Origin of the sequence: Anaerotruncus rubiinfantis (assembly GCF_900078395.1) — a bacterium.
Lineage (GTDB): Bacteria > Bacillota > Clostridia > Oscillospirales > Ruminococcaceae > Anaerotruncus > Anaerotruncus rubiinfantis.
In genome coordinates this window covers 630,740-652,005 of record NZ_FKLA01000009.1, presented here as the reverse complement: position 1 = coordinate 652,005, position 21,266 = coordinate 630,740, and the positions used below count along the sequence as shown (strand labels likewise).

At 53.7% G+C, this 21,266-nt stretch carries 20 protein-coding genes and 1 pseudogene; 9 read left to right on the top strand and 12 right to left on the bottom strand.

The annotated features are described in order from the left end of the window. Positions 1–329: 329 nt before the first annotated feature. The 9 genes from BN4275_RS08575 to BN4275_RS08535 all read left to right on the top strand — a co-directional run bounded on the left by BN4275_RS08575 (position 330) and on the right by BN4275_RS08535 (position 9,248). Complete coding sequence (locus BN4275_RS08575; RefSeq protein WP_066456805.1) at positions 330–992, top strand: aspartate/glutamate racemase family protein; 663 nt, start codon at positions 330–332, stop codon at positions 990–992. Beyond that, a complete protein-coding gene (locus BN4275_RS08570; protein WP_066456803.1) occupies positions 989–2,458 on the top strand; it encodes an FGGY-family carbohydrate kinase in 1,470 nt (489 codons plus the stop codon). The genes BN4275_RS08575 and BN4275_RS08570 overlap by 4 nt, the downstream gene beginning before the upstream one ends. A gap of 37 nt (positions 2,459–2,495) precedes the next feature. After that, positions 2,496–3,374, top strand: coding sequence for a class II fructose-bisphosphate aldolase (locus BN4275_RS08565; protein WP_066456801.1), 879 nt, complete (start codon positions 2,496–2,498; stop codon positions 3,372–3,374). 82 nt (positions 3,375–3,456) lie between these two features. Further along, the gene (locus tag BN4275_RS08560) at positions 3,457–4,533 is read left to right on the top strand and encodes a C4-dicarboxylate TRAP transporter substrate-binding protein (protein ID WP_066456798.1); all 1,077 of its coding nucleotides are present in this window, start codon (positions 3,457–3,459) and stop codon (positions 4,531–4,533) included. Positions 4,534–4,577: 44 nt separating this feature from the next. After that, complete coding sequence (locus BN4275_RS08555) at positions 4,578–5,093, top strand: TRAP transporter small permease (protein WP_066456795.1); 516 nt, start codon at positions 4,578–4,580, stop codon at positions 5,091–5,093. Beyond that, positions 5,083–6,372, top strand: coding sequence for a TRAP transporter large permease (locus BN4275_RS08550; protein WP_066456790.1), 1,290 nt, complete (start codon positions 5,083–5,085; stop codon positions 6,370–6,372). The genes BN4275_RS08555 and BN4275_RS08550 overlap by 11 nt, the downstream gene beginning before the upstream one ends. A gap of 16 nt (positions 6,373–6,388) precedes the next feature. After that, positions 6,389–7,837, top strand: coding sequence for an L-fucose/L-arabinose isomerase family protein (locus tag BN4275_RS08545; RefSeq protein ID WP_066456787.1), 1,449 nt, complete (start codon positions 6,389–6,391; stop codon positions 7,835–7,837). 12 nt (positions 7,838–7,849) lie between these two features. Continuing rightward, positions 7,850–8,350 carry an ureidoglycolate lyase gene (locus tag BN4275_RS08540; RefSeq protein ID WP_066456784.1) on the top strand — a complete coding sequence of 167 codons (501 nt, stop codon included), beginning with the start codon at positions 7,850–7,852 and terminating at the stop codon, positions 8,348–8,350. A 109-nt stretch (positions 8,351–8,459) separates the two neighbouring features. After that, a complete protein-coding gene (locus BN4275_RS08535) occupies positions 8,460–9,248 on the top strand; it encodes a DeoR/GlpR family DNA-binding transcription regulator (protein ID WP_066456781.1) in 789 nt (262 codons plus the stop codon). 440 nt (positions 9,249–9,688) lie between these two features. Here the strand turns inward: BN4275_RS08535 and BN4275_RS08530 are convergent, their stop codons facing one another. The 12 genes and pseudogenes from BN4275_RS08530 to BN4275_RS08475 all read right to left on the bottom strand — a co-directional run bounded on the left by BN4275_RS08530 (position 9,689) and on the right by BN4275_RS08475 (position 20,966). Continuing rightward, entirely contained in the window at positions 9,689–10,651 is a 963-nt protein-coding gene (locus tag BN4275_RS08530; RefSeq protein ID WP_066456774.1) for a mannonate dehydratase, read from the bottom strand. Then, positions 10,648–11,658: a hydroxyacid dehydrogenase gene (locus BN4275_RS08525; protein ID WP_066456770.1), complete on the bottom strand. Its 1,011-nt coding sequence runs from the start codon at positions 11,656–11,658 to the stop codon at positions 10,648–10,650. The genes BN4275_RS08530 and BN4275_RS08525 overlap by 4 nt, the downstream gene beginning before the upstream one ends. Position 11,659: 1 nt before the next feature. Further along, entirely contained in the window at positions 11,660–12,949 is a 1,290-nt protein-coding gene (locus tag BN4275_RS08520) for a TRAP transporter large permease (protein WP_066456767.1), read from the bottom strand. A 40-nt stretch (positions 12,950–12,989) separates the two neighbouring features. Further along, positions 12,990–13,469, bottom strand: a complete 480-nt coding sequence (locus tag BN4275_RS08515) for a TRAP transporter small permease (RefSeq protein WP_154018861.1) — start codon at positions 13,467–13,469, stop codon at positions 12,990–12,992. A 105-nt stretch (positions 13,470–13,574) separates the two neighbouring features. Continuing rightward, the gene (gene dctP, locus BN4275_RS08510) at positions 13,575–14,651 is read right to left on the bottom strand and encodes a TRAP transporter substrate-binding protein DctP (protein WP_066456763.1); all 1,077 of its coding nucleotides are present in this window, start codon (positions 14,649–14,651) and stop codon (positions 13,575–13,577) included. Positions 14,652–14,698: 47 nt separating this feature from the next. Then, positions 14,699–15,913 (bottom strand): UxaA family hydrolase, encoded by a 1,215-nt coding sequence (locus tag BN4275_RS08505; RefSeq protein WP_066456762.1) that lies wholly within the window; start codon positions 15,911–15,913, stop codon positions 14,699–14,701. Next, entirely contained in the window at positions 15,914–16,300 is a 387-nt protein-coding gene (locus tag BN4275_RS08500) for a UxaA family hydrolase (RefSeq protein ID WP_066456761.1), read from the bottom strand. It abuts the gene before it with no gap. Beyond that, positions 16,300–17,025, bottom strand: coding sequence for an RraA family protein (locus BN4275_RS08495; RefSeq protein WP_066456759.1), 726 nt, complete (start codon positions 17,023–17,025; stop codon positions 16,300–16,302). Before BN4275_RS08495 ends, BN4275_RS08500 begins: the two co-directional genes overlap by 1 nt. A gap of 36 nt (positions 17,026–17,061) precedes the next feature. Then, a pseudogene (locus tag BN4275_RS08490) lies at positions 17,062–17,391 on the bottom strand (SDR family oxidoreductase); the annotation flags it as partial. Continuing rightward, positions 17,360–18,190 carry a gluconate 5-dehydrogenase gene (locus BN4275_RS08485; protein WP_066456757.1) on the bottom strand — a complete coding sequence of 277 codons (831 nt, stop codon included), beginning with the start codon at positions 18,188–18,190 and terminating at the stop codon, positions 17,360–17,362. The pseudogene BN4275_RS08490 and the gene BN4275_RS08485, both read right to left, overlap by 32 nt. Positions 18,191–18,201: 11 nt before the next feature. Then, positions 18,202–19,221 (bottom strand): alcohol dehydrogenase catalytic domain-containing protein, encoded by a 1,020-nt coding sequence (locus BN4275_RS08480; RefSeq protein WP_242863618.1) that lies wholly within the window; start codon positions 19,219–19,221, stop codon positions 18,202–18,204. A gap of 224 nt (positions 19,222–19,445) precedes the next feature. After that, a complete protein-coding gene (locus BN4275_RS08475) occupies positions 19,446–20,966 on the bottom strand; it encodes a helix-turn-helix domain-containing protein (RefSeq protein ID WP_066456753.1) in 1,521 nt (506 codons plus the stop codon). Positions 20,967–21,266: the final 300 nt, after the last annotated feature.

The window sequence follows — 21,266 nt, the reverse complement described above, 5'->3', positions numbered from 1 at the left end:
AAAGAGAGACTGCAACGAAGTCTCTCTTTTTTTCTGCCGGATCTTTTGCTGATGAGGGCCATTTCAACATAAATCAACAGTCATAAGTGTGGATTTTGTCCGAAAAACGGCCGATTATGTAAAACGTAAAATTTCACGGACAAAATTCAGTCAGAATTACATCAAAAATAAGGTTGATTTATGTTGAAAGTGGATTTATAATACAGTTAAACGGTCATCATTAAACATTAAAATAAAAAGATACAACATTAATTCGACTTTTAATTTCAGGAAATCCACAACATTAAAATCAAAGTTCAACACTATTTTTTGAAAAGCGGAGGTTTACTGTGGGAAAAATAGCAATTCTACATACCACGTCGGCGACGATCGCACCGCTGACCGCCATGCTGAAAGAGGCCTGCCCGGGCGCGCAGATCGAAAACTTTGCGGACGATTCGATCCTCCCGATGCTCATCCAGGACGAAAACACCCTGCCCTATGCGCTTGAGAAGCTGCTCTGTTATGCTCGGTTCGCCGAACGCCAGCAGGCGCAGGTCATCCTGAGCGCCTGTTCTTCGGTCGGAGAATTCAAGCAGTTCGCCGCCGGGAAAATCTCCGTCCCGATCGTGCGCATCGACGATCCGGTCAGCGACCTGGCGGCCACGCGGGGCGGCCGGATCCTTGTGCTCGCAACGCTGCCGTCTACGCTACGCCCATCCTGCGGGCTTTTGCGCGGCAAGGCGAAACCGGGCGCTTCGGTGGAGCCGCTCCTGGTGGAAGACGCTTATCAGGCGCTCATCTCCGGCGACAAACCCCTGCACGACCAGCTGATCGCAAAGGCCGCCGCCGACGCCTGCGAAAAAGGCGACGTGGTCTTTCTGGCACAGGCTTCCATGGCGGACGCCGCGCGGCAGCTTCCGAAAGCCGCGCAGGAAAAGATCCTGTTTTCCACCGGGCCGGCTGTGGAGGCGGTCGCCGCGCTTTACCAGCGGCTGAATGCAGAGATATGAGCAAAGCCTGTTATCTGGGCATCGATCTTGGGACAACGAACAGCAAGGTCGGCGTTCTGGATGAAAACTGGGAGCTTGTCCATCTGGCGCATGTGCCGACGCCCCAAAAGAAAGACCGCACCGGCGCGCAGGTCTATGACGGCGAGGGCATCTGGCTGGCGCTGCGGCCCCTGATCCAAAAGGCCGCGCAGGCATTCCCGCTGCGTGCGATCGGCATCACCAGCATGGCCGAACCCGGCGTGCTGGTCGAGCGGCACACCGGCAGGGTTTGCGGAGATATGCAGTCCTGGTCGGACCAGCGCTCCGCGGTATTTTCTCAAAGGGTTTCGGAAAATGAGACGGACGAAGCACTCTTTTACCGCGCCGGGATGCACAACAGCCACAAATATTCCGCATATAAAGCGCTCGCACAGCTGGCGGAACAGGGCCGCTCCCCCGAGGGCATGGTCTTTCTGCAGGCCGCGCCATATCTCGCCTGGCGGCTCACCGGCTGTTTTGGGATCGATCCGACGCTTGCGCTACGCACCTACGCCTATTCGATCACACAACAGTGCTACGATACAGATTTTCTTCATTCGCTTGGCCTGCCTGCCAGCCTGTTCCCGCCGGTTCTTCCCAGCGGAAAAGCCGTCGGCGTCCTGAATCCGGCGCTTCAAAAAGCCTTTGGCTGCGGGGCGATCCCAGTGGCGGTCTGCGGGCACGACCACATGTGCGCGGCCGCCTCGGTTGGCGCGGTGGACGACGGAAGCCTGTTCCTTTCGCTTGGGACCACCGGGGTGCTGCTGGGAAGTTTCCCGGCGCGCCCGCTGCAAAAGCCCGATTTTGAAAACGGCTATTCCTACGGTCTGCACGCTGTTCCCGGCCAGATGACCTGGCTGGGCGCCATCCAGGCAGCGGGCAGCGCGATCGACTGGGGGAAGCGGATCCTCGGCCTTCCCGAGGATGACTACCGCACGTTCGACGAGCTGCTCGCGCCGAAAATCGGGACGGTGGGCGAAATCCTCTTTTTCCCGTACCTTGCCGGAAGCGGAGCGCCGATGCTCGACAAGGACGTGCGCGGTGGATTCCTGGGGCTCGGCTTGCAGCACAACCGACAGGATCTCGCCTATGCGATCGTCGAAGGGCTGGGCTACGAAATCCGATTGATCCGGGAGCATTCACCGGCCGCCCGGCAGGTGCGGACCGTGCATGCGGTCGGCGGCGGGACCCGCAACCGGGCGCTCATGCAGGTGCTGGCAGATATGCTCGGCTGCGAAGTGATCCCGGCGGAATGCGGCGAAGCGGCGCTCGCCGGCGCGGCGATGCTTGCCTCCGGGATCCCGCTGGAAAAAATCCACAGCGAAAACCCTCCCAGCCTGCGCGGACGGGAATCGTTCCTGCCGGACGCAGAACGGCACAGCCGCTATCGAAAGACCTATGAGTCCCTTTACCTGCCGATGCAGCAGATAATCCGGCGATACCGGTGAAAACAGATCACTGAAATTGGATAAGAGAGATGATGAAATGAAACTGAATGAGATTTTGGAAAACACCATCCCGCAGGGCTATGCGGTCGGGTCCTTTTCCCCGCGCTACGTAGGAATGATCCGGCCGGTGCTCGAAGCGGCGCAGGAATGCGCTTCCCCCGCGATTGTACAAATCTCGCAAAAGGAACTTAATCTTTACGGAATAACGCCCAAACAATTCGCGGCGGAGTTTTTTCAGCAGAAAAAGGAGCTTAGGATCACCGTGCCCACCACGCTGCACCTCGATCATACAAAGGATTTTTCGGTGATTGAAGACGCCATTGCGGCGGGATTTGAATCGGTGATGATCGACGCCTCCGAAAAGCCGTTTGACGAGAACGCGGAGCTCAGCCGCAAGGTCGTGGAGTATGCGCATGCGCGCGGCGTCAGCGTCGAGGCGGAGCTTGGGCGGATCGGCGCGAACGACCGGGTGGAGACCGACACCGACAGCGAAAGCTACACCGATCCGGACGAAGCGCAGAGATTTACCGCATACACCGGCTGCGACGCGCTTGCCGTTTCGGTCGGCACCGCCCATGGGGTGTATACGGTCAAACAGCCCACCGTCGATCACAGGATCATCCAGGCCATTCGGAAGCGCACGCCGGTCTATCTCGTGTTGCACGGCGGTTCGGGGGTTCCCGCTGAAATGGTGATCGGGTCTTTCACCCTGCCGGGCGGCGGCATCAGCAAAGTGAATATCGCAACCGACCTGGAACTGTCCCTGCTCGCGGCGCTCGGAGTATCCGCGCGCCAAACCGACGCATGGTGCGGGTCTCTCAGCGAAGAGGCACTGCGCACGGGCCGCGAAGCGGTAAAGAATACCGTTCTGGACAAGATGGTCCATTATCTGCACAGCAACGGAAAAGCGTGGTAGGTTTTCCGCTCAGCATCGTTGGAATTGCAGTGTCCCTGCAAATAAAATATCCAATAGAGAAAAATGGAAAGAAGGTTCTGTTATGAAAAAAAGCATCACCGTTCTGTTGGCGTTTATCATGATCCTTTCCGTCTGCCTTTCCGGCTGCGGCGGAAACTCCCCCGCCAGTTCCGCAGCCCCGGCTTCCTCGGCCGCTGCGCAGCCGGCTGAAAGCCAGCCCGCTGCTGAACCCGCTGCTGATGCCGTCGTGATTTCTGTCGGTTACGACAACAACCCCGGCGAACCGCTCGACCTCGCCTGCCAAGAATGGAAACGTCTGGTCGAAGAAAAATCCAACGGTTCCATCGTTTTCGAACTCTATCCCTCCTCGCAGCTCGGCAGCATGACCGACCTGGTTGACCAGGCGCTTTCGGGCGACGCAGTCATCATGAACGTCAACGCGGGCCATTTCGCGGATCTCGGCGTTGTCGGATTCGACGTGGTGATGGCACCTTACCTGATCACCAGCTTTGAAGATTATGACAAGGTCCATGAGAGCGACTGGTGGAATGAAAAAGCCGCCGAACTCGAAGAGATCGGTCTTAAAATTGTCAGCGGCCGCTGGCATTACGGTGTGCGCCACCTGCTGAGCAAGCGCCCGATCGAGACGGTTGCGGATATGAAGGGTCTCAAGGTCCGCACTCCAACCAAAACCTGCCTCATCCGCGGTATGGAAGCGCTCGGCGCGACTGCAGTTCCGATGTCGCTCAACGAAGTTTATGTAGCGCTTCAGCAGGGAACCATTGACGCGGTTGAGAATCCGCTCGACGTGCTTTATAACGGCTCTTTCCAGGAGGTCGCAAAAGACCTGACCCTGACCGCGCATTCCTTCGACGTCTCCGAGTGGAGCATCGGAACCGACTTCTTCAATTCCCTCACCCCGGAACAGCAGCAGGCGATCCTGGAGTCCGGTGAGGAAGCCGCCCTGTACTTCAACGCAAACATCGGCTCGGTGGCCGACGAAGCGCTGGAAAAGCTCAAGGCGGACGGCGTGACCGTGCATGAACTTGCTGATCTACAGGAATTCCGCGACGCAAGTGAAAAATACTTTGAAGCGCCGGAATTCGCGGCCTGGCCGGACGACCTGCGCCAGACCATCCTCGACATTCTGGAAGCGTAAACGGCTTTTCAGTCCGAACCCGCGCGGTTTCCCGCGCGGGTTCGATGAAAGGAGAAAAGGAAATGGCTACGAATCCCTGGAAACGGACGCTGTGCAATCTGGATCTGCTGCTTGCAGTGGCCTGCCTCGCCTGTTTAATCACGCTCACTTTTGTGGGAGTATTTATGCGTTATCTTTTCAACAATCCCATTGCCTGGCAGGATGAGATCCAGATGACCCTGATTATTTGGGTGACCTGCTTTGCAGGAAGCGCGGCATTTCGCACAGGTGGACATATTGCGATTGATCTGGTGGTGGATCTTTTCCCCAAGGCTGTCCAGAGATGGACGGGCATCGTAATTTTCCTGATTTCCGCCTTTGTGTTAGGATTTCTGGCCTGGAATAGCATGGGCTTTGTGATGCAACAGATTGGGAATCACCGCGTTACCGACGTGCTCAAGTTTCCTCGCGCGCTTGTATATGCACCGGTGCCGCTGTGTTCGGTGCTGATGATCTTGTCCTTTGCCAAGACGACCTGGCGGGAGTTCCAGGAAAAGGAGGTGATTAAGGATGCAGGTTAGTACGGTTGGCCTAGCAGCAATCATTCTATTGATCCTGTTGTTCATGAAAATCCCGGTTTTTGTTTCCCTGCTTTCGGCATCCGTGACCTATTTTATGCTCACCCCCAATATTCCCCAGCTCATCATTGCGCAGCGGGTGTGCTCGGGCATCCAGAGCAACCCACTGCTTGCTATCCCATTTTTTGTCTGTTCCGGCGTCTTCATGAACTACACCGGCGTTACACAGCGGATCATGGATTTTTGCAGCGTCGTCACCCGGAGGATGGCAGGCGGGTTGGCGCAGGTGAACGTCCTGCTCTCAACGATTATGGGCGGACTCTCTGGGTCAAGTATGGCCGACGCAGCAATGCAGTCAAAAATCCTTGTTCCGCAGATGGAGAAAAAAGGCTACTCGAAGGAATTTTCCACTGTGGTAACTGCCACCTCATCTATGATTACACCGCTCATTCCTCCTGGGATCGGAATGATTGTCTACGGTTCGATTGCGGGCGTATCAATCGGCAAGCTTTTTGTCGCCGGAATTGGTCCAGGGTTGCTGCTCTGTGTGACACTGATGCTGCTCGTATCTTATATCTCTAAAAAACGCGGGTATGAGGTGCATCGAACAAAAGATGAAATTTCGATCACTTTCTGGCAAGCACTGAAAAACGCCTTTTTCCCCCTCTGTCTGCCGATCATCATCATCGGAGGCATTCGAATCGGCGTTTTTACACCGACTGAAGCGGGTTCAGTGGCAGTTTTCTATGCGCTGCTACTCGGCCTCTTCTATCACGAACTTCGTTGGGAGCACATCATAGAAGGGCTCAAGGAAACCGCGCTCACAACGGCGTCGATCATGCTAATTGTCGGTTCTGCGTCGGCATTTGCATGGGTACTCACTAAGGAAAAAATTCCACAGACAATCACCGCGTTTATTCTGCAGGTGATCTCGAACAAGTACGTCTTCCTCATTATTATCAATCTCATGCTGCTTTTTGTTGGCATGTTTATCGAGGGCAATGCGGCGACCATCATCCTTGTCCCAATTCTCGCACCGATCGCCGCAAGCTATGGTATCAATGAGATACAGTTCGCAATGGTTGTGATCTTCAATATGGCGCTGGGCGCACTGTCTCCGCCGGTCGGCGTTCTGATGTTCATCACCTGCGGCATCACCAAATGCAAAATTCAGAAGTTCATGCGGGAAGCGGTTCCGTTTTACATTCTCGGCGTGGTTTGCCTCTTCCTGCTGACTTTCATCCAGCCGTTCACTACCTTCTTCGTGGATTTGATCTATTAATTTTGGGGGAATTGTTATGTTGGAACGTTTTCAAAAGCGCTATCATATCCGCCTCGGACTGGCACCAACCCGCCGGGCAAATTTCAGCGAAACCGCATTCCGGCTCGACCGCGCGCAGCAGCATAAACAGGCGATCGAAGAAAAACTGCGCAGGATGGGCGTGGATTTTGTAAATCTCGATTTTCTCAATGAGGAAGGGCTGATCTACGCCGGCAGGGACGCCGAAGCGGCAGCGCGTTATTTCAAAGAGCAGCAGATCGACGCGCTGTTTATCCCGCACGTCAATTTTGGCTGCGAAGAGGCGGTCTGCCGTCTGGCCGACCTGGTCGACAAGCCGGTTCTGCTTTGGGCGCCGCGCGACGAAGCGCCGCAGCCGGATGGATACCGGTTCCGGGACGCGCAGTGCGGCCTTTTTGCCACCAGCAAGGTGCTCAGCCGCTTCGGGGTGAAGTTCACCTATATCACCAACTGCTGGATTGACGATCCCGCCTTCGAAAAAGGGATGCGCACCTTCCTGTCCGCCGCCGGCGTGGTCAAGGCCATGAACCGTCCGCGCATCGGCCAGATCAGCGTGCGTCCCAACGCTTTCTGGTCGGTAAAATGCAATGAAGGCGAACTGCTCGAGCGGTTCGGCGTGCAGGTGGTTCCCATCACCCTGGTCGAGCTGCAGGAGCGCTTCCAGAACCTGTTCTCCGCAAAAGGCCCGGAATTTGAAGAGGAGCTTGCGCGTATCCGCGGAAAGATCAACCGGATCGATGTGGAGAAGGAATATCTCGACAAGATGTGCTCGATGAAGCTTGCCATCTGGCAGTGGGCCGAAGAGGAGGGGCTTTCCGCCGCCGCAACCCAGTGCTGGGCCCCGTTTACCGCCATCTCGGACATCGCCCCCTGCTATATGATGGGCGACAGCACCGACGACGGCTTTCCCGTCATCTGTGAATGCGACCTGCACGGTGCGCTCACCGCTACCATGGCGCTCGGCGCAAACGGCGGCAGCGAACCGCCTTTCTTTGCGGATCTCACCATCCGGCATCCGGAAAACGACAATGCGGAACTGCTCTGGCACTGCGGCGTCTTCCCGCCCAGCCTGGTCGGCGAAAAGGGAGTCACGCTGGGCTGTCACCAGGGCAAGGGCTACAAGTGCGCCGGCCAGTTCGAACTCAAAAGCGGAGATCTCACCATCACCCGTTTTGATGCTGTGAACGGTGAATATAAGCTCCTGATGGGCGAAGGCAGAACGACCATCGGTCCATACAGCCGCGGGTCGTACGTCTGGGCGGAATTCGACGACTGGAAAAAGTGGGAGCACAAATTCATCTATGGACCGTACATCCACCATTGCACCGGACTTTACGGCAGTTATGCCGCCGCGCTTTATGAAGCCTGTAAATACTTCCCCGGCGGGATTACACCGGACCCGGTCACCCCTGATGAAGACACGATTCATCGGATCCTGCGGGGCTAAGGAGGAAAAAGGATGAAAAAGATCTCAGTGACCCCCCTCACGCGGGAAACCTTCCGCCCTTACGGCGACTTTCGGAGCTTGGACGACCTCACGGGGCATCTCAAGGGCGAACCGGGCGATTCGGAATTTTATCCCGATCTGCTTACACTAAACCTTTCCGGAACCACCCTTCCCTCGGTATGTTTGGCAAAAGTAAAAAAACGCAGAATGCTGATCCCCGCGCTTGAATACCACAAATATACCGCGGAGGGCCTGTTGCCGCTCGACGGGGACTGCATCATTTTTGTCGGTCCCTCCTGGAAGGGGTTCGATCACAACCGCCTGAAGGCCTTCCGGATTCCCCAAGGCACCTTTGTGCGGCTGAATCCCGGGACCATCCATGGCACGCAGTTCCCCGCCGGCGATTCCCAAGAGGTAAATGTGCTGATCCTGCTCCCAGAGCGCACCTTTGACAATGATATCTATAAAGAATTCCTGACCAGCCCGGAGGATGCCATTGAGATCGCCGAATGATTCTCCGGAAATCCTTGAAATTTCCATCAGGAACCGATATAATAAAACAATAGGTCATACCGGGGTGAACAGCATGGGAAAAGTCACGGGAAACAGCAGGAGATCAAGCATGATAGCAGCGCAGCGCAGAAATATAATTCGGGAGCAGATTCTCGAGAATGGCAGTGCAAAAGCGGAGGATCTCGCAAAACAGTTCGGGGTTTCGGAAGAAACCATCCGCCGGGATTTTGCCAAGCTTGAAAAAGAGGGCTTTATCGAAAAAAATTACGGCGGCGCCATTGCGACCCAGGAGCTGCAGCGGATGATGAAAAATATTTCGCCGGTGCAGCAACGCAAATTTTCAAATCTCAAGGAGAAAACCTGCATCGGCGCCGCGGCTGCAAAGCTCGTCACTGCGGGTATGCGCATTTTCCTTGATGCGGGATCGACCACCTGGTCGATCATCCGCTTCCTTGAGAAGGTGGAAGGCCTGACGATTATCACAAACTCCCTGGACATTGCGCGGGAGTGCGCCGAACGGGACAATTGGACCGTCATTGTGCTCGGTGGGCAGATCCTTCCAAAGTCCATGAGCATGATCGGCCCCACGGTGGAAGCGCAGCTGGATGACCTTAATGTGGATATTGCGTTTCTCGGCACCACTGGCCTTTCTGTGCGCGGGAACTGCACCAGCGCCAATCAGTTTGAAGCAAATATCAAAAAGAAGATCATCGCGATCTCCAATCACGCGGTGCTGGTCGCTGACTCTTCAAAGCTCTGTGTGAACGAGCTTTTCACTTTTGCGCGTTTCTCCCAGTTTAACGTCGTAATTATGGACGACGGCGCAACCCCGGAAATCCGCAGGGCTCTGGGTGAAGCGGGCGCCGATCTGATCATTGCTGAAAAACCGTATGATTAAGAATTCTGGTAGTATGTTAGCCGTTTAACGGGGAGCTGACCGCCTAAGGAATCATATATACTCGTTCGGTATACACGGATAATCCCTTGTTTATGCCGTTCCAGACCCGCAATAGCCTTTAAAGCTTTGTAATTCAGCCCTTTCCAGCTTTACGCTGGAAAGGGCTTCCTTTATTGTCAAAATTGGATTCGGACAAGTCGACTCCCCTATCCCAAATAACACAAGGAAAGCGATTAGCGATATTTCTCAATTTTTGCAAAATGACTTACAATATGGAGAAACGGCATCGTCAGCGAGTTACGCCGTTTCCTGGAAATAATTATGCAATCTGAGCCGCTCCTATATCTATCCGTTTTCCCAGTTCCAATCTCATATCTCTTCCAAGATGCTTACCGTCATCCACTTCTATTTGGACTCCTTTCATCTTACTATAGCCATGGTCAAATATAATCATATCCCACCGCGTCCAGAATCCCTTTGAGATAGCCGATGGCGAAAAGCCTTCCGGATAATTCGTAACCGGGCTTCTGATTTTCCTCTCCAGCCATCGTTGGGACATGGTCCACCCGAATTGGTCCACGATATCCCATCTGCTGGTACAGACGAATGATTGCAGACATATCGGTAGGGCCGTTATCATGGAACGTTTCATGGAAATGTTCCTTCTGACCCGCAACGTCCCGGAAGTGTACAAAAAAGATTTTCTGCTGTTTGCCGAAAGTACGAATCACCGATTCGAGATCTTCGCCCATTGCGCAATAGCAACCTTGACACAGGGCGATTCCCACATTCTCGCTCGGCACGAGGTTTACCGCACGCTGCAGAGCATCTTTGCTGGTTAGGATATGGGATACGTTGCGCAGCTTGGGGATCGGCGGGTCGTCCGGATGCAGCGCCAGCCGGATCCCATATTTTTCTGCAGCCGGAACTGCAGCCTGCAAAAAGCAGGTTAGGTTCTCCCACAGCTTTTCTTCGTTGATCTTAAGCGCGGGATCGATATTCATTTGATCGATATCAAATCCGGTCACACGGGCTCCTCCGCGCTCTTCAATTACGCTGCTGGTCCGATACCAGCCCACTTTCGCCATAAAATTGGCACAGATGGTCCTCACATCCAACCGATCCATGATCGGCAGCATTTTAAGGAATCGCTCGATGCAGATATCTCGCTGTTCGTCGCCGCTTTTGATATGGTCATGGATGCAGTTCGGTATCGGTTCGAGAACGACCGGCTTGATGCCGTATGCCTGGAACTGCGCATAGATCGCCTGCCAAGCGGAAAAATCGGTTACATCAAAATCCGGATCATCCGGCAGCCGCCACACGGCGTGGTTTACCCCCATCTGCTTGGCCAACCGCCATTGCAGGCTGGGTGTACTTTCAAAGTAATCTGTAAGGATCATTTCGCAGCCTCCTTTTGGGCCGATTCGTCTGGCCGGTTAATTTGGGGATTGTTCGCGGGCCAGCGCGGAGGCTTTCCGCGCAGCACATCGTCAATACAGAGTGCCGCGTGCATTCCCATCCGATACATCGCCTCATCTGTGACGGCCGCCATGTGGGGCGTCAGGATCAGGTTATCAAGTTTCAGCAGCGGATTATCAGGGATCGGCGGCTCGGTCTGTGATACATCCAGCCCAGCCGCACGCAGATGCCCCGAAACCAGAGCCTCATAGAGCGCCTGCTCATCCACCAATGCTCCGCGCGAGGAGTTCACCAGAATTGCGCCCGGTTTCATCTGAGCGATCGCTGTACGGTCGATCAACCCTTCGGTCTCCGCAGTCGCGGGACAGTGCAGAGAAACGAAATCCGACTGCTCCAGAAGCGCTTTTAGCGTGGGTAGCAACACGACGCCGTCTGGCGCCTCCGATGCGGGCAGGTAGACGTCGTATGCCACCACCCGCATGTCGAAGCCCCGCACCATTTTTGCCACCAGCCGTCCGATCTTCCCAAGCCCCACGAGGCCAATCGTCTTACCTTCGAGGTCGCAGCCCATCACCGTGTTGCGGTAAAGCCAGTTGTCCTGTTTTACCTGGTTTGCGGTTGGAACAATCAACTTGGCACAGGCAAGCAACAGTGCCATTGTATGTTCCGCAACACTTCTGGGGCTTGCGAGCGGTGTAACACCAACCCATACACCTCTTTCAGTGGCATAGGACATATCGATCATGTCGGTGCCGACCCCGAACCGCGCGATGATCTTGAGCTTTGGCGCGGCGTCGAGGATCCTGCGGGTCGTTTTCAGCTCGCGGGAGAGGATCGCGTCCACATCACTCACAATCGAACAGATGTGTTCCTCCGAAATATCGTTTGTATGGATCACCTCATATCCCTGCTCGCTTAAAAAATCCATGCAGGAACTGAGCACATGCCGGGTCACCAGGACCTTATACGGTTTCTTTCCCCGTTCCATCTTAAGCCACCCCGTAAATCAGATTCGGCAGCCAGACGATCATGTCCGGCATAAAGATAAAAATCAGAAAATCGACTGCAAATCCTAGATAAAAGGGAATGACATCCTTCATAAACTGACGACTTTTGACACCGGTGATATTGCAAACAGTGTACATGACTGTCCCAACCGGCGGAGTAATTGTTCCAAATACTATGGCTACAACATAGATGATGCCAAAATAGATCATATCGATGCCGAGTGCCTCAATGATCGGCACTAGTAGTGGAACCAGCATAATGGTTATCGCGCCGCCCTCCATGAACATTCCGATTATAATGAGCAAAAATACAATGATCATCATGAATTGCCACGGTTCACTCACAATCCCCAGCACAAATTGCGACATTGACGCCGCAACCCGTTCATTTGCAATCATCCAGGCGAATCCCTGTGCAGCACTGAAGATAAGCAGTACCGAAAGTGACAGCACCGCGGTTTCCTTGAGTGCCATCAGCAAGTGCTCCCAATGAAATTCCTTATAAGCAATCGCGCCGATCAGCACCGCGTATAGTACGCAGATCGCCCCTGTTTCCGCAGCAGTGAATATGCCGGAACGGATTCCTGCGATGATGATTACTGGCATAAGCAGCGCTAGGATCGCAGTCTTACCTGAGGCTGCGATTTCCCGCACAGTGGCCCGCTTTTCTAAAAAAGGCTTATAGCCTCGCTTTTTCGATACGAAATGTACTATCAACATTTGTGTCACACACATGATCGCGCCCGGAATGATCCCCGCCACAAACATACGACCAACTGAAACGTTCGCTACCAGGCTGAAAGTAATCAGCGAAAGACCGGGTGGGATAATCGGAGTGATCAGTGCTGACGCCGCAGTCACCGCGGCCGAAAAGCCCTCACCGTAATTGCGTTTGATCATCTCTGGATAAAGGATCTTTGACTGCATTGCCGCATCTGCGACGCATGAACCGGAAAGTCCACCCATCAGAGTGCTGAGGACGATGTTCACCTGCCCGAGTCCACCCGGCAGATGCCCTGTCAGTTTTTCCGCAAAGATCATCATCCTTCTGGTGATTCCAGTATAGTTCATGCAGACACCCGCCATGATGAAAAAGGGAATTGCCAAAAGGGAGGTGCGCTGTACCCCACTGAGCATCTTCTGCACCATGATAAGCATGTTGGCATCATTGATTGAAAAATAAAGGATGCTTGCACAAAGCATTGAGATATAAATGGGGACATTCAGAATAAAAAGCGCCACCATCAGCAGGATTACAACTGTCACCAGCATGCGCATTCCCTCCAATTCTGTGATTCTATTCGCATCAGTGTTACGTTCCTTTCCCAGCCGGTTTGTCCTCCACGACATCCCGGCCTGTCAATACGTCCATCAGGTTAGCCAGTAGCGCGAGGATTGAGAAAACCCCTCCAATTGGAATCGAAAGATAGATATAGAAATAGGAGACTTTCAAATATGGTGTAGTTGAGAGCATCCCTTTCAAGGACATTTGAAAACCGAGCCAGATTACCATTAGGTAAGCAGCAATACAGATGACTGTTGTGATAAGTTTGACGGTTTTTTTCAGCGGACGGTTGAACATGTCATAGAAAAAATCTAGGCTGACTACCGTTTTTTTACGGATTGCTGAGCCCGCACCCAAAAAAGTGAACCATGCAAAGCCAGCCAGGCTTAGTTCCTCCGACCAACCGATCGGTTGTTGGATCACATACCTAAAGAATACTGTCGCGATTGTCACCAGGATGATGGCGGCAACCAGCGCGGCTATGATGACATCAATGATCTCCATCATTACGTCAACGATCCTATAAAAGATACGCAATTTGATTCTCCTTCCACTAATGCCGGGCCCGGCCCAAAAGCCGGGGCTCGGTGGGATGTCAGACCATCGGCTCTGCTATTTCAAAGCTTCCAACTGGCTCTGGATCGTATCGTAAGCGCCCCAGGTATCAATTTGTTCATATACCTTGCGGGTTGCTTCCTGAAATGCGGCAATATCCACATCGTCCACGATGGTCACGCCCTCCGACGCAAACTGACTGAGAGCCTCTTCGGTATACCGGGGATTGATCTCGTTGTTGAAGGCATCCGCAGCCTGGTTGCCACAGTCAATGATCGCCTTCTGCTGCGCTTCGGTGAGCGAGTTGAAGAGATCATTATTCATCAGGAACATCGAAAGGGTAGACATATGGCCTGTCAACGAGACCACTTTTGCTGTCTCATGATGCTTATTGGTATAGATGGTGGCGAGCGGGTTTTCCTCACCATCGATCACACCGGATGCGAGCGCCTCATAGATTTCAGCGAACGGTAACGGGACCGCAGTTGCCCCCATTGCCTCCACAACCGCAATACTCACATCGCTGGGCTGGCTGCGAATCTTGACACCAGCAAGATCCTCCGGAGTACGTACCGGTTTGCGCGCGAGCATGTGCCGCTGCCCAAACAGAAATCGGGAATTGACACATTTGATCCCCTTGTCCTCAAGTTCTTTCAGCTGTTGCTGGAACCATTCGGTCTCGTTAACCAGTAGAAAGTCCTCCAGCTGTGCAACAAAATATGGGCCGTTGAGCAGTGCAAGCTGCGGTGCATAATTGGAAGCCAGCGTCGGGTCGGTATAGAGGATCAACGGTTCGCCCATGAGGATCTGTTCCACCATCTCCTGCTCTGTACCGAGCTGGGAATCCGGGAAGAATTGCATCTCGATATTGACGCCGGCTTCGTTCACAAGGTCGCACCAGATTTGGATCGCTTCGCCGTTCGCGCTTTTTGCGCTGCTCTTCTGCGCCATCTTGATGAGGACATACGGATTTTCTTCCCCGGCGGGAGCGGACTCTGACGCATCCGCCGCGCTTGCAAGGGATGCTGGAGCGGCGCTCTGTGCGGATTGGGATGCGGAACAGCCTGCCGCTGAGATCAGCAGTGCCCCGGAAAGGATACACGCGAACAATTTCTTTGTAAAGTTTGCTTTCATTACATAATTCCTCCTATCGTTTCATGTGATTTCCAGTATAAAGTTCCTCACCTCGTACAACTGGCGGCTTTCCCGCAGGCTCTTTGAAAGGTTGGAAGCATCTCATATTCGCAGTGGCCGAGAATCTCTGCCTTGACAGGTGCCCCAGCACAGATCTTCTGTAAATACAGATAGAGTTCTTGTGTAAGTCCCGTTTTGCTTTTTTCACCGCCTAGCAATCCGGAGGCGTCGAAATCCAGATCGTCCTCCATCCGGGCATAGGTTTCCTGATTCCCGGTCAGCTTAATGGTTGGTGCGACGGGCGTTCCTATCACATGTCCCCGGCCGGTGCTCAAAAAGCACACCTGACAGCCGAGCGTTGCAAGCTCCATGAGCGCTCCAGCATCCGCCGCAACCGTCGCGCCAAACGACATGTTCCAGTCCTGCAGACGGTCAAGGATCCAAAGCCCAGGATGTGGCGGGCGTTGTGCGATCTTCAGCACACCCTGGATGGGGGCTGTCCCGCTCTTGGCCACCGAACCGATGCTCTTCTCTTCGATGGTCGAAAGCCCACCCTGGAAATTTCCGGGGGAGATGTGATACATCCCGCTTGCCTTCCCGTATGCGAGGATCTTTTCATACAGCGCACCGATTTCTTGGGCTGCTGCCGGGGTCGCCGCACGGCCCACTAGGCAATCCCGCAGGCCGAGCATCTCCCCGGGCTCCTCAAAGACTGCCGTTCCACCCGCGGAGACGATCCTGTCCGCTAAATTTCCCAACACAGTATTTGCCGTGAGGCCGGAGGTGAAGTCCGACCCTCCACATTCGAGCCCCACCGTGAGGTCGGAAAGGTAAAAATCCACCCGTTCCTCATTGCTCCTCATCTCATCGATCAGCCGTGCGGCTGCCGCGATCCCATAACGGATTCCTTTACGGGTCCCTCCCTGCTCCTGCACAAGAAAATACGCGGCGGGCCTGCCGGTATCCAACGCAAAAGCATAGATGCGTTTTGCCTGGGTGAATTCACAGCCCATGCCCACAACCAGCACCGCCCCCACATTTGGGTGTGCTGTAAATGCAAGCAGGCGGTCAATCATTGTCTGGTTATCATAACAGATACGCGCTCCAACAAGGTCCACTTGCTCTCCAAGGGAACGAAAATGCTCCGCGACCCGCTGCGCCACAAAGGAGGCACAGTCCACCGTATATAGGACGAGCAGCCGATTACGGATTCCTTTGCTGTCGTCCGGGCGCAGATAGCCCTGACAAACGAAATTATCCATTCAACATATCCCCCGATCCGGCAGCGAGTAGTGCCGGTCGTGCGGCTCCGCGGTCTGCCGGTCATAGTTTTGCGCGCGCAGGTCGTTCATGCTTTTCACATTGTGCAGGTGTACGCACTCCCCGGCACGAATCGGTTTTACTGCGACTGCAATTTGGATGCCATGTTTGATGACTTTCCCCCCTGCAGGGATCTTCTGAAGTGCCAGTTTGAATCCACGTCCGACCGGTTCACGCGCGATGAGCGCTGTCCCCGCTGGAGCCTCCCCGCGCAAAGTGACCAGCCCCGCCTCTATTTCCTCCAGCGCGACCGCGACATTGTCAGAAGCGTCTACAACGAATGCCGTTTGCTTTGGAATGTATTTGCCTACATCCGAATTTTCCGTCATTAGAAATATCCTCCGCGTTCGACAATTTCGGTTGGGGTTACGCCGTCATCGATCCAGAGACTGATATCCTCCTCGTTGCGCTGGATTGCTTCGGCGCGCAGCAGCACATCATACGCCCGGTCGCGTGGAATGATGATGCAGCCGTCAATGTCCCCGAAAGCAAAATCTCCTGGGAAAATCTCCACGCCGTCGATCGTGACCGGAACCTGATAGGCGTTGATACGGGTACGGCCAAGCATACCGTTCGAGTTGCGGTAGCGGCAAAAAAGCGGGAAGTCCTGCTGCAATACCCGGTCGGTATCACGCACGCCGCCATCCACAATCGCGCCGCGGCAGCCATGCTTTTTTGTGGTCTTGGTCATCATCTCACCCCAATGAGCCGCAAAGTTTTCCTTTGCGGTGTCCCAGACGACCACCGACCCCGGAGTGATCGCTTCGAGCATCTCTGCGCGTGACTCCATTTCCATCGAAACTTCCATCGAAGGTGCGCTGCGGATCGTGAAAACCGGACCGCATACCTTCATATGCTCCCGCAGAGGCAAAATTTCATTTGAAAGGGTCTGCCGGAGCAATCCGTCCTCCCGCAGCACATCATTCACTGCCGATGTGAAGAGTTGTTCATACCGTTCGCACATTTCATCTTCACTGATGGGCAGCGGTTTGAGATCCCCGCGTGCTTCAAGCGAAGAAACATAGTTTTCCAGGTTCATCATGGGTGTAGGCATGTATTTGATCTCCTTTTTGTTATTTATTTGCTCAATTCAAGGCTGCCTGCCAATATAGGCAAGGATTCCGCCGTCCACATAAAGGATCTGCCCATTGACAAAATTTGAAGCCTCCGACGCGAGGAACACCGCCGGCCCGGTCAGGTCATCCACCGTGCCCCAGCGTTCGGCCGGCGTCTTCGCAATGATGAACGCGTCGAACGGATGGCGGCTGCCGTCCGGCTGCCGCTCGCGCAGCGGCGCGGTCTGGGTGGTTGCAATATATCCGGGGCCCAGGCCGTTGCACTGGATGTTCCGGTTCCCGTATTCCGCGCAGATGTTGCGGGTCAGCATTTTAAGGCCGCCCTTCGCCGCCGCATAGGCCGAANGGCTGCCTGCCAATATAGGCAAGGATTCCGCCGTCCACATAAAGGATCTGCCCATTGACAAAATTTGAAGCCTCCGACGCGAGGAACACCGCCGGCCCGGTCAGGTCATCCACCGTGCCCCAGCGTTCGGCCGGCGTCTTCGCAATGATGAACGCGTCGAACGGATGGCGGCTGCCGTCCGGCTGCCGCTCGCGCAGCGGCGCGGTCTGGGTGGTTGCAATATATCCGGGGCCCAGGCCGTTGCACTGGATGTTCCGGTTCCCGTATTCCGCGCAGATGTTGCGGGTCAGCATTTTAAGGCCGCCCTTCGCCGCCGCATAGGCCGAAACCGTTTCGCGTCCAAGCTCGCTCATCATCGAGCAGATGTTGATGATTTTTCCGTGCCCCTTTTTGATCATGCCGGGGATCACCGCCTTCGAGACGATAAACGGCGCGTTCAGGTCGAGGTCGACCACCTTGCGGAATTCCGACGCGTCCATTTCGCACATTGGCACCCGCCGGATCATCCCGGCGTTGTTCACGAGGATATCGACCGGCCCGAGATCCGTCCCGATCCGCGTGACCATCTCCCGCACTGCCGCTTCATCGGTCACATCACAGAGATAGCCCTTCGCGTCAATCCCGCGCGCATGCAGCTTACCGAGCGATTCTTCCATGTGCGCCGCGTTGTGCCCATTGAGTGCGACCCGCGCGCCCGCTTCGGAAAACGCCTGCGCAATCGCAAAGCCGATTCCGGTCGCGCCGCCAGTGACCAGCGCGACTTTTCCAGACAAAGAAAACGCTTTATTCCAGTCCATAATTTCTCCCTCTAAAATGTAATAATTGTTTTTACACAAGTTTCAGGATGCGCAAGCGTCGCTTCAAAGGCTTGCTCAATTTCTTCCAACGGATAGATGCCTGTGATCATTGCATGCGGGTCGATTTTTCCCTCGTCAAGCCAGCGAATGACTTTTGGGAATTGTCCGTTGTTCATTCGTGAACCCACGATGGTAAGCTCCCGTTTGGTGATCGATACCGGCGAAACCTGCATTGTTTTTTCGTCAAATCCAATCACTGCTACACGTGCCGCAGGGGCGGCCAGCGCCAAAGTAAGTTCCGTAAGCGGCGTGATTCCCACCGCGTCAACCAGGATATCTGCGCCGCCCGGTGTGAATAATTCCACAGCGGCGGCAAGATCCTCTTTTTTGCTGTTGACTGTCTGACAGGCACCAAAAGCTTTGGCCATTTGCAATTTTTCCTCCGCAATGTCAGAAACCAGCACTTTGGCGCCCATCCCCACAAGCGCCTGTGTCACGGCAAGGCCAATTGTTCCAGCCCCGATAACCACAGCGGTTTCTCCTGCGTCGGCAGCCATACGGGTTACGATGTTTGCTGCGACCGAAAACGGCTCGGCCAACGCGGCGTCCACCATGGAAATCTGATCCGGAATTTTGTAAAGTCTGTGGGCTGGGACGCTGATATAATCCTGAAATCCACCCTCCATCTGGACACCGAAGCAGCAAACCTTCGCACAGACATTCGGATGTCCTTTCCTGCACGCGCGACACTCCCCGCAGGCAAAAACCGGATCGAGCACCACCCGGTCGCCTTCCGAAAAATCGGTTACATCTTTTCCGACACAGGTTACAATCCCAGAAAGTTCATGACCCATTACACGCGGCAATTCTACATCCTTTCTCTCACCCTGAAAAACATGCAGATCCGTGCCGCATATGCCGACCGCCTTCACCTGAACGACAACCTCTCTGGGACTCGGATTGGGTTCAAACGGGATTTCCACCACTTCAATTTTTTTAGGCGCAACCAATTTGGCCGCTCTCATTCTCATACGATTTCCTCCTGTCATTGATCACCTGTTACAATTGCATCTTTTTTCACTGGTGAAGCACCTTGCAAACCCATTGTACGAATTCATTCTTTGGCTGTAAACGCAAAAAACTTGGCAAATCTTTTCAATTATTGTGAAAACCCCGAAGGCGTATAAAAAAACTGTGGATGCTTGTAGTAAATTAACAAACATCCACAGGCCTCTCAAATTTTTCGTGGGTACTGTCACCGGCTGGAAAACTCACGGGCTGAAATTCCGCTGAATTCTTTAAACGCTTTGCTAAAATAGCTGACGTCGGAATAGCCGACCATCTGCGCCACTTCCTTGATATTCCGGTTTCCTGCCGACAATAGCCGCTTTGCTTTCTCCATCCGGGTCTGAATCACATAGTTTTTAAAATTCACGCCGGTTATTTTTCGGAACAGCTTGCTCAGATAAAAGCTGGAGATCCCCACTGCTTGCGCCACCTGTTCCAACGATAAGTCTCCCTCCAGATTGGTATCAATATATTCCCGAACCCGTTCAATCACTTTCACTGGCACCGTTTCCTCGTCGAAACCCAGCGCGTCGATATATCTGCGCAGAAAGTCCATCACAGCATTCACCAGACCCTCCAGGTCAAAAGCATTGTTCAGTTCGGTATCGATGGATAATTTGACGTCGGTCGATTTTCGCCGTCCAGTCATCTGAAAGGCATACCGGTCCATCTGCCGCCAGATATATGAAAAATAAGCCCGGTTCTTTGCGAGGTCACCGTCATTCAGTTGATCCACCTTATCAGCCAATTCCCACAGCACCAACCGTACGGATTCCCATTTGCGGTGCAGTGCAAGCCGGAAAAGCTTTTCCTCCAGCTCATACATGATCAGCACCTGCTTACTGCGAAATTTCCGTTCTTGCGAATTCTTGGCTAAGCCCTCGCACAAGCGTGAGAAAACATCCGGAAGTTCTCTGAAATTTGATGTTTCGCCTTGCTGCAGATCCCATTCCACCTGCAGTTCAGCCTCCGCAAAAAACAGCCGTACCAGTTCCGAGAACTGCAGCAGGAAACGTTGTCTGTTCGGCTCGGGGAGCGGGAGAACACACAGCAAGCCCAAATGCGGGATCTGACAGGCAAAAAGACGAAAGGCTTTCTGCAGTTCCCGTTCAAGCCTATCCCATGTTTTAGGACCAACCGTGTCCTTTGTATGGATCAAAGCACAAAAAAGCGGTAGCCGGTCCAAGTGAAAGTATTCTCCAAAAAAATCAATTGACCATGAATCCTTTGTGCGGTTGGATGAAATGATAAAGTCGAATAGGGAACTTTTTAAATACTGTTCCACTTTGGCGTACATCTTGTCATTTTCAACATCCTGCCGGTGCTTTTCTTGAAGCGTGCGTATTTTTCTTTCCGCCAGCTTGATTGCATCCAAAAGCGCATTGTCGTCTTCGTCTATCGGCAAGTAATCAAAGATGCGTGCTCGCAGCCCTTGCAGCAGCCAGCCAAAATCCGCAGGCGCGTTGAATAAAATCACTTCCGCCTCCGTGTCGATCCGTTGGATGCACTGGATAGTTTCAAATACTTCCATCTGTCCAAGCTGTGCGTCGACCAGGAAAAGAGACGGCCGAAACAATCTGAACTGGCGGACCGCCTCTGCGCCGCCAAACGCCGAAAATACCAATTCCAAATGCAGAGGAGCCTGTAAAAGCATCTTTTTTAATGCTTGAAATTCCTGCTGATCATGCATTGCAATCCCAAACTTCATCGCTCCACTATGCCCCCGTCACCTAAATTGATAAAGCAAAATTTCCCCATAACAGGATGTTCCAACGGTCGTTCAATTTAGCTTCATTATAACTTCCAGCTCTGATATCGTCAATGATCCTTTTCGTATGCCGACTTTTGTTATCCCCATAGGCGCATGTAATAAAAGGCAACGAAAAGCGGTGGATCCTTGTGAAAATTCTTCCTGATAACGGTTTTGACATCTACGTCTTGAACCCTCTGTGCGCTAATCTTTCCCTCAAGTGATTCCTGTTGCGCCAATTAAAAATCTTTATGTTAA

Coding starts and splice junctions, on each gene's coding strand:
- BN4275_RS08570 (WP_066456803.1), top strand. CDS start 989: ATGAGCAAAGCCTGTTATCTGGGCATCGATCTTGGGACAACGAACAGC.
- BN4275_RS08565 (WP_066456801.1), top strand. CDS start 2,496: ATGAAACTGAATGAGATTTTGGAAAACACCATCCCGCAGGGCTATGCG.
- BN4275_RS08560 (WP_066456798.1), top strand. CDS start 3,457: ATGAAAAAAAGCATCACCGTTCTGTTGGCGTTTATCATGATCCTTTCC.
- BN4275_RS08555 (WP_066456795.1), top strand. CDS start 4,578: ATGAAAGGAGAAAAGGAAATGGCTACGAATCCCTGGAAACGGACGCTG.
- BN4275_RS08550 (WP_066456790.1), top strand. CDS start 5,083: ATGCAGGTTAGTACGGTTGGCCTAGCAGCAATCATTCTATTGATCCTG.
- BN4275_RS08545 (WP_066456787.1), top strand. CDS start 6,389: ATGTTGGAACGTTTTCAAAAGCGCTATCATATCCGCCTCGGACTGGCA.
- BN4275_RS08540 (WP_066456784.1), top strand. CDS start 7,850: ATGAAAAAGATCTCAGTGACCCCCCTCACGCGGGAAACCTTCCGCCCT.
- BN4275_RS08535 (WP_066456781.1), top strand. CDS start 8,460: ATGATAGCAGCGCAGCGCAGAAATATAATTCGGGAGCAGATTCTCGAG.
- BN4275_RS08530 (WP_066456774.1), bottom strand. CDS start 10,651: ATGATCCTTACAGATTACTTTGAAAGTACACCCAGCCTGCAATGGCGG.
- BN4275_RS08525 (WP_066456770.1), bottom strand. CDS start 11,658: ATGGAACGGGGAAAGAAACCGTATAAGGTCCTGGTGACCCGGCATGTG.
- BN4275_RS08520 (WP_066456767.1), bottom strand. CDS start 12,949: ATGCTGGTGACAGTTGTAATCCTGCTGATGGTGGCGCTTTTTATTCTG.
- BN4275_RS08515 (WP_154018861.1), bottom strand. CDS start 13,469: ATGATGGAGATCATTGATGTCATCATAGCCGCGCTGGTTGCCGCCATC.
- dctP (WP_066456763.1), bottom strand. CDS start 14,651: ATGAAAGCAAACTTTACAAAGAAATTGTTCGCGTGTATCCTTTCCGGG.
- BN4275_RS08505 (WP_066456762.1), bottom strand. CDS start 15,913: ATGGATAATTTCGTTTGTCAGGGCTATCTGCGCCCGGACGACAGCAAA.
- BN4275_RS08500 (WP_066456761.1), bottom strand. CDS start 16,300: ATGACGGAAAATTCGGATGTAGGCAAATACATTCCAAAGCAAACGGCA.
- BN4275_RS08495 (WP_066456759.1), bottom strand. CDS start 17,025: ATGCCTACACCCATGATGAACCTGGAAAACTATGTTTCTTCGCTTGAA.
- BN4275_RS08480 (WP_242863618.1), bottom strand. CDS start 19,221: ATGAGAATGAGAGCGGCCAAATTGGTTGCGCCTAAAAAAATTGAAGTG.
- BN4275_RS08475 (WP_066456753.1), bottom strand. CDS start 20,966: ATGAAGTTTGGGATTGCAATGCATGATCAGCAGGAATTTCAAGCATTA.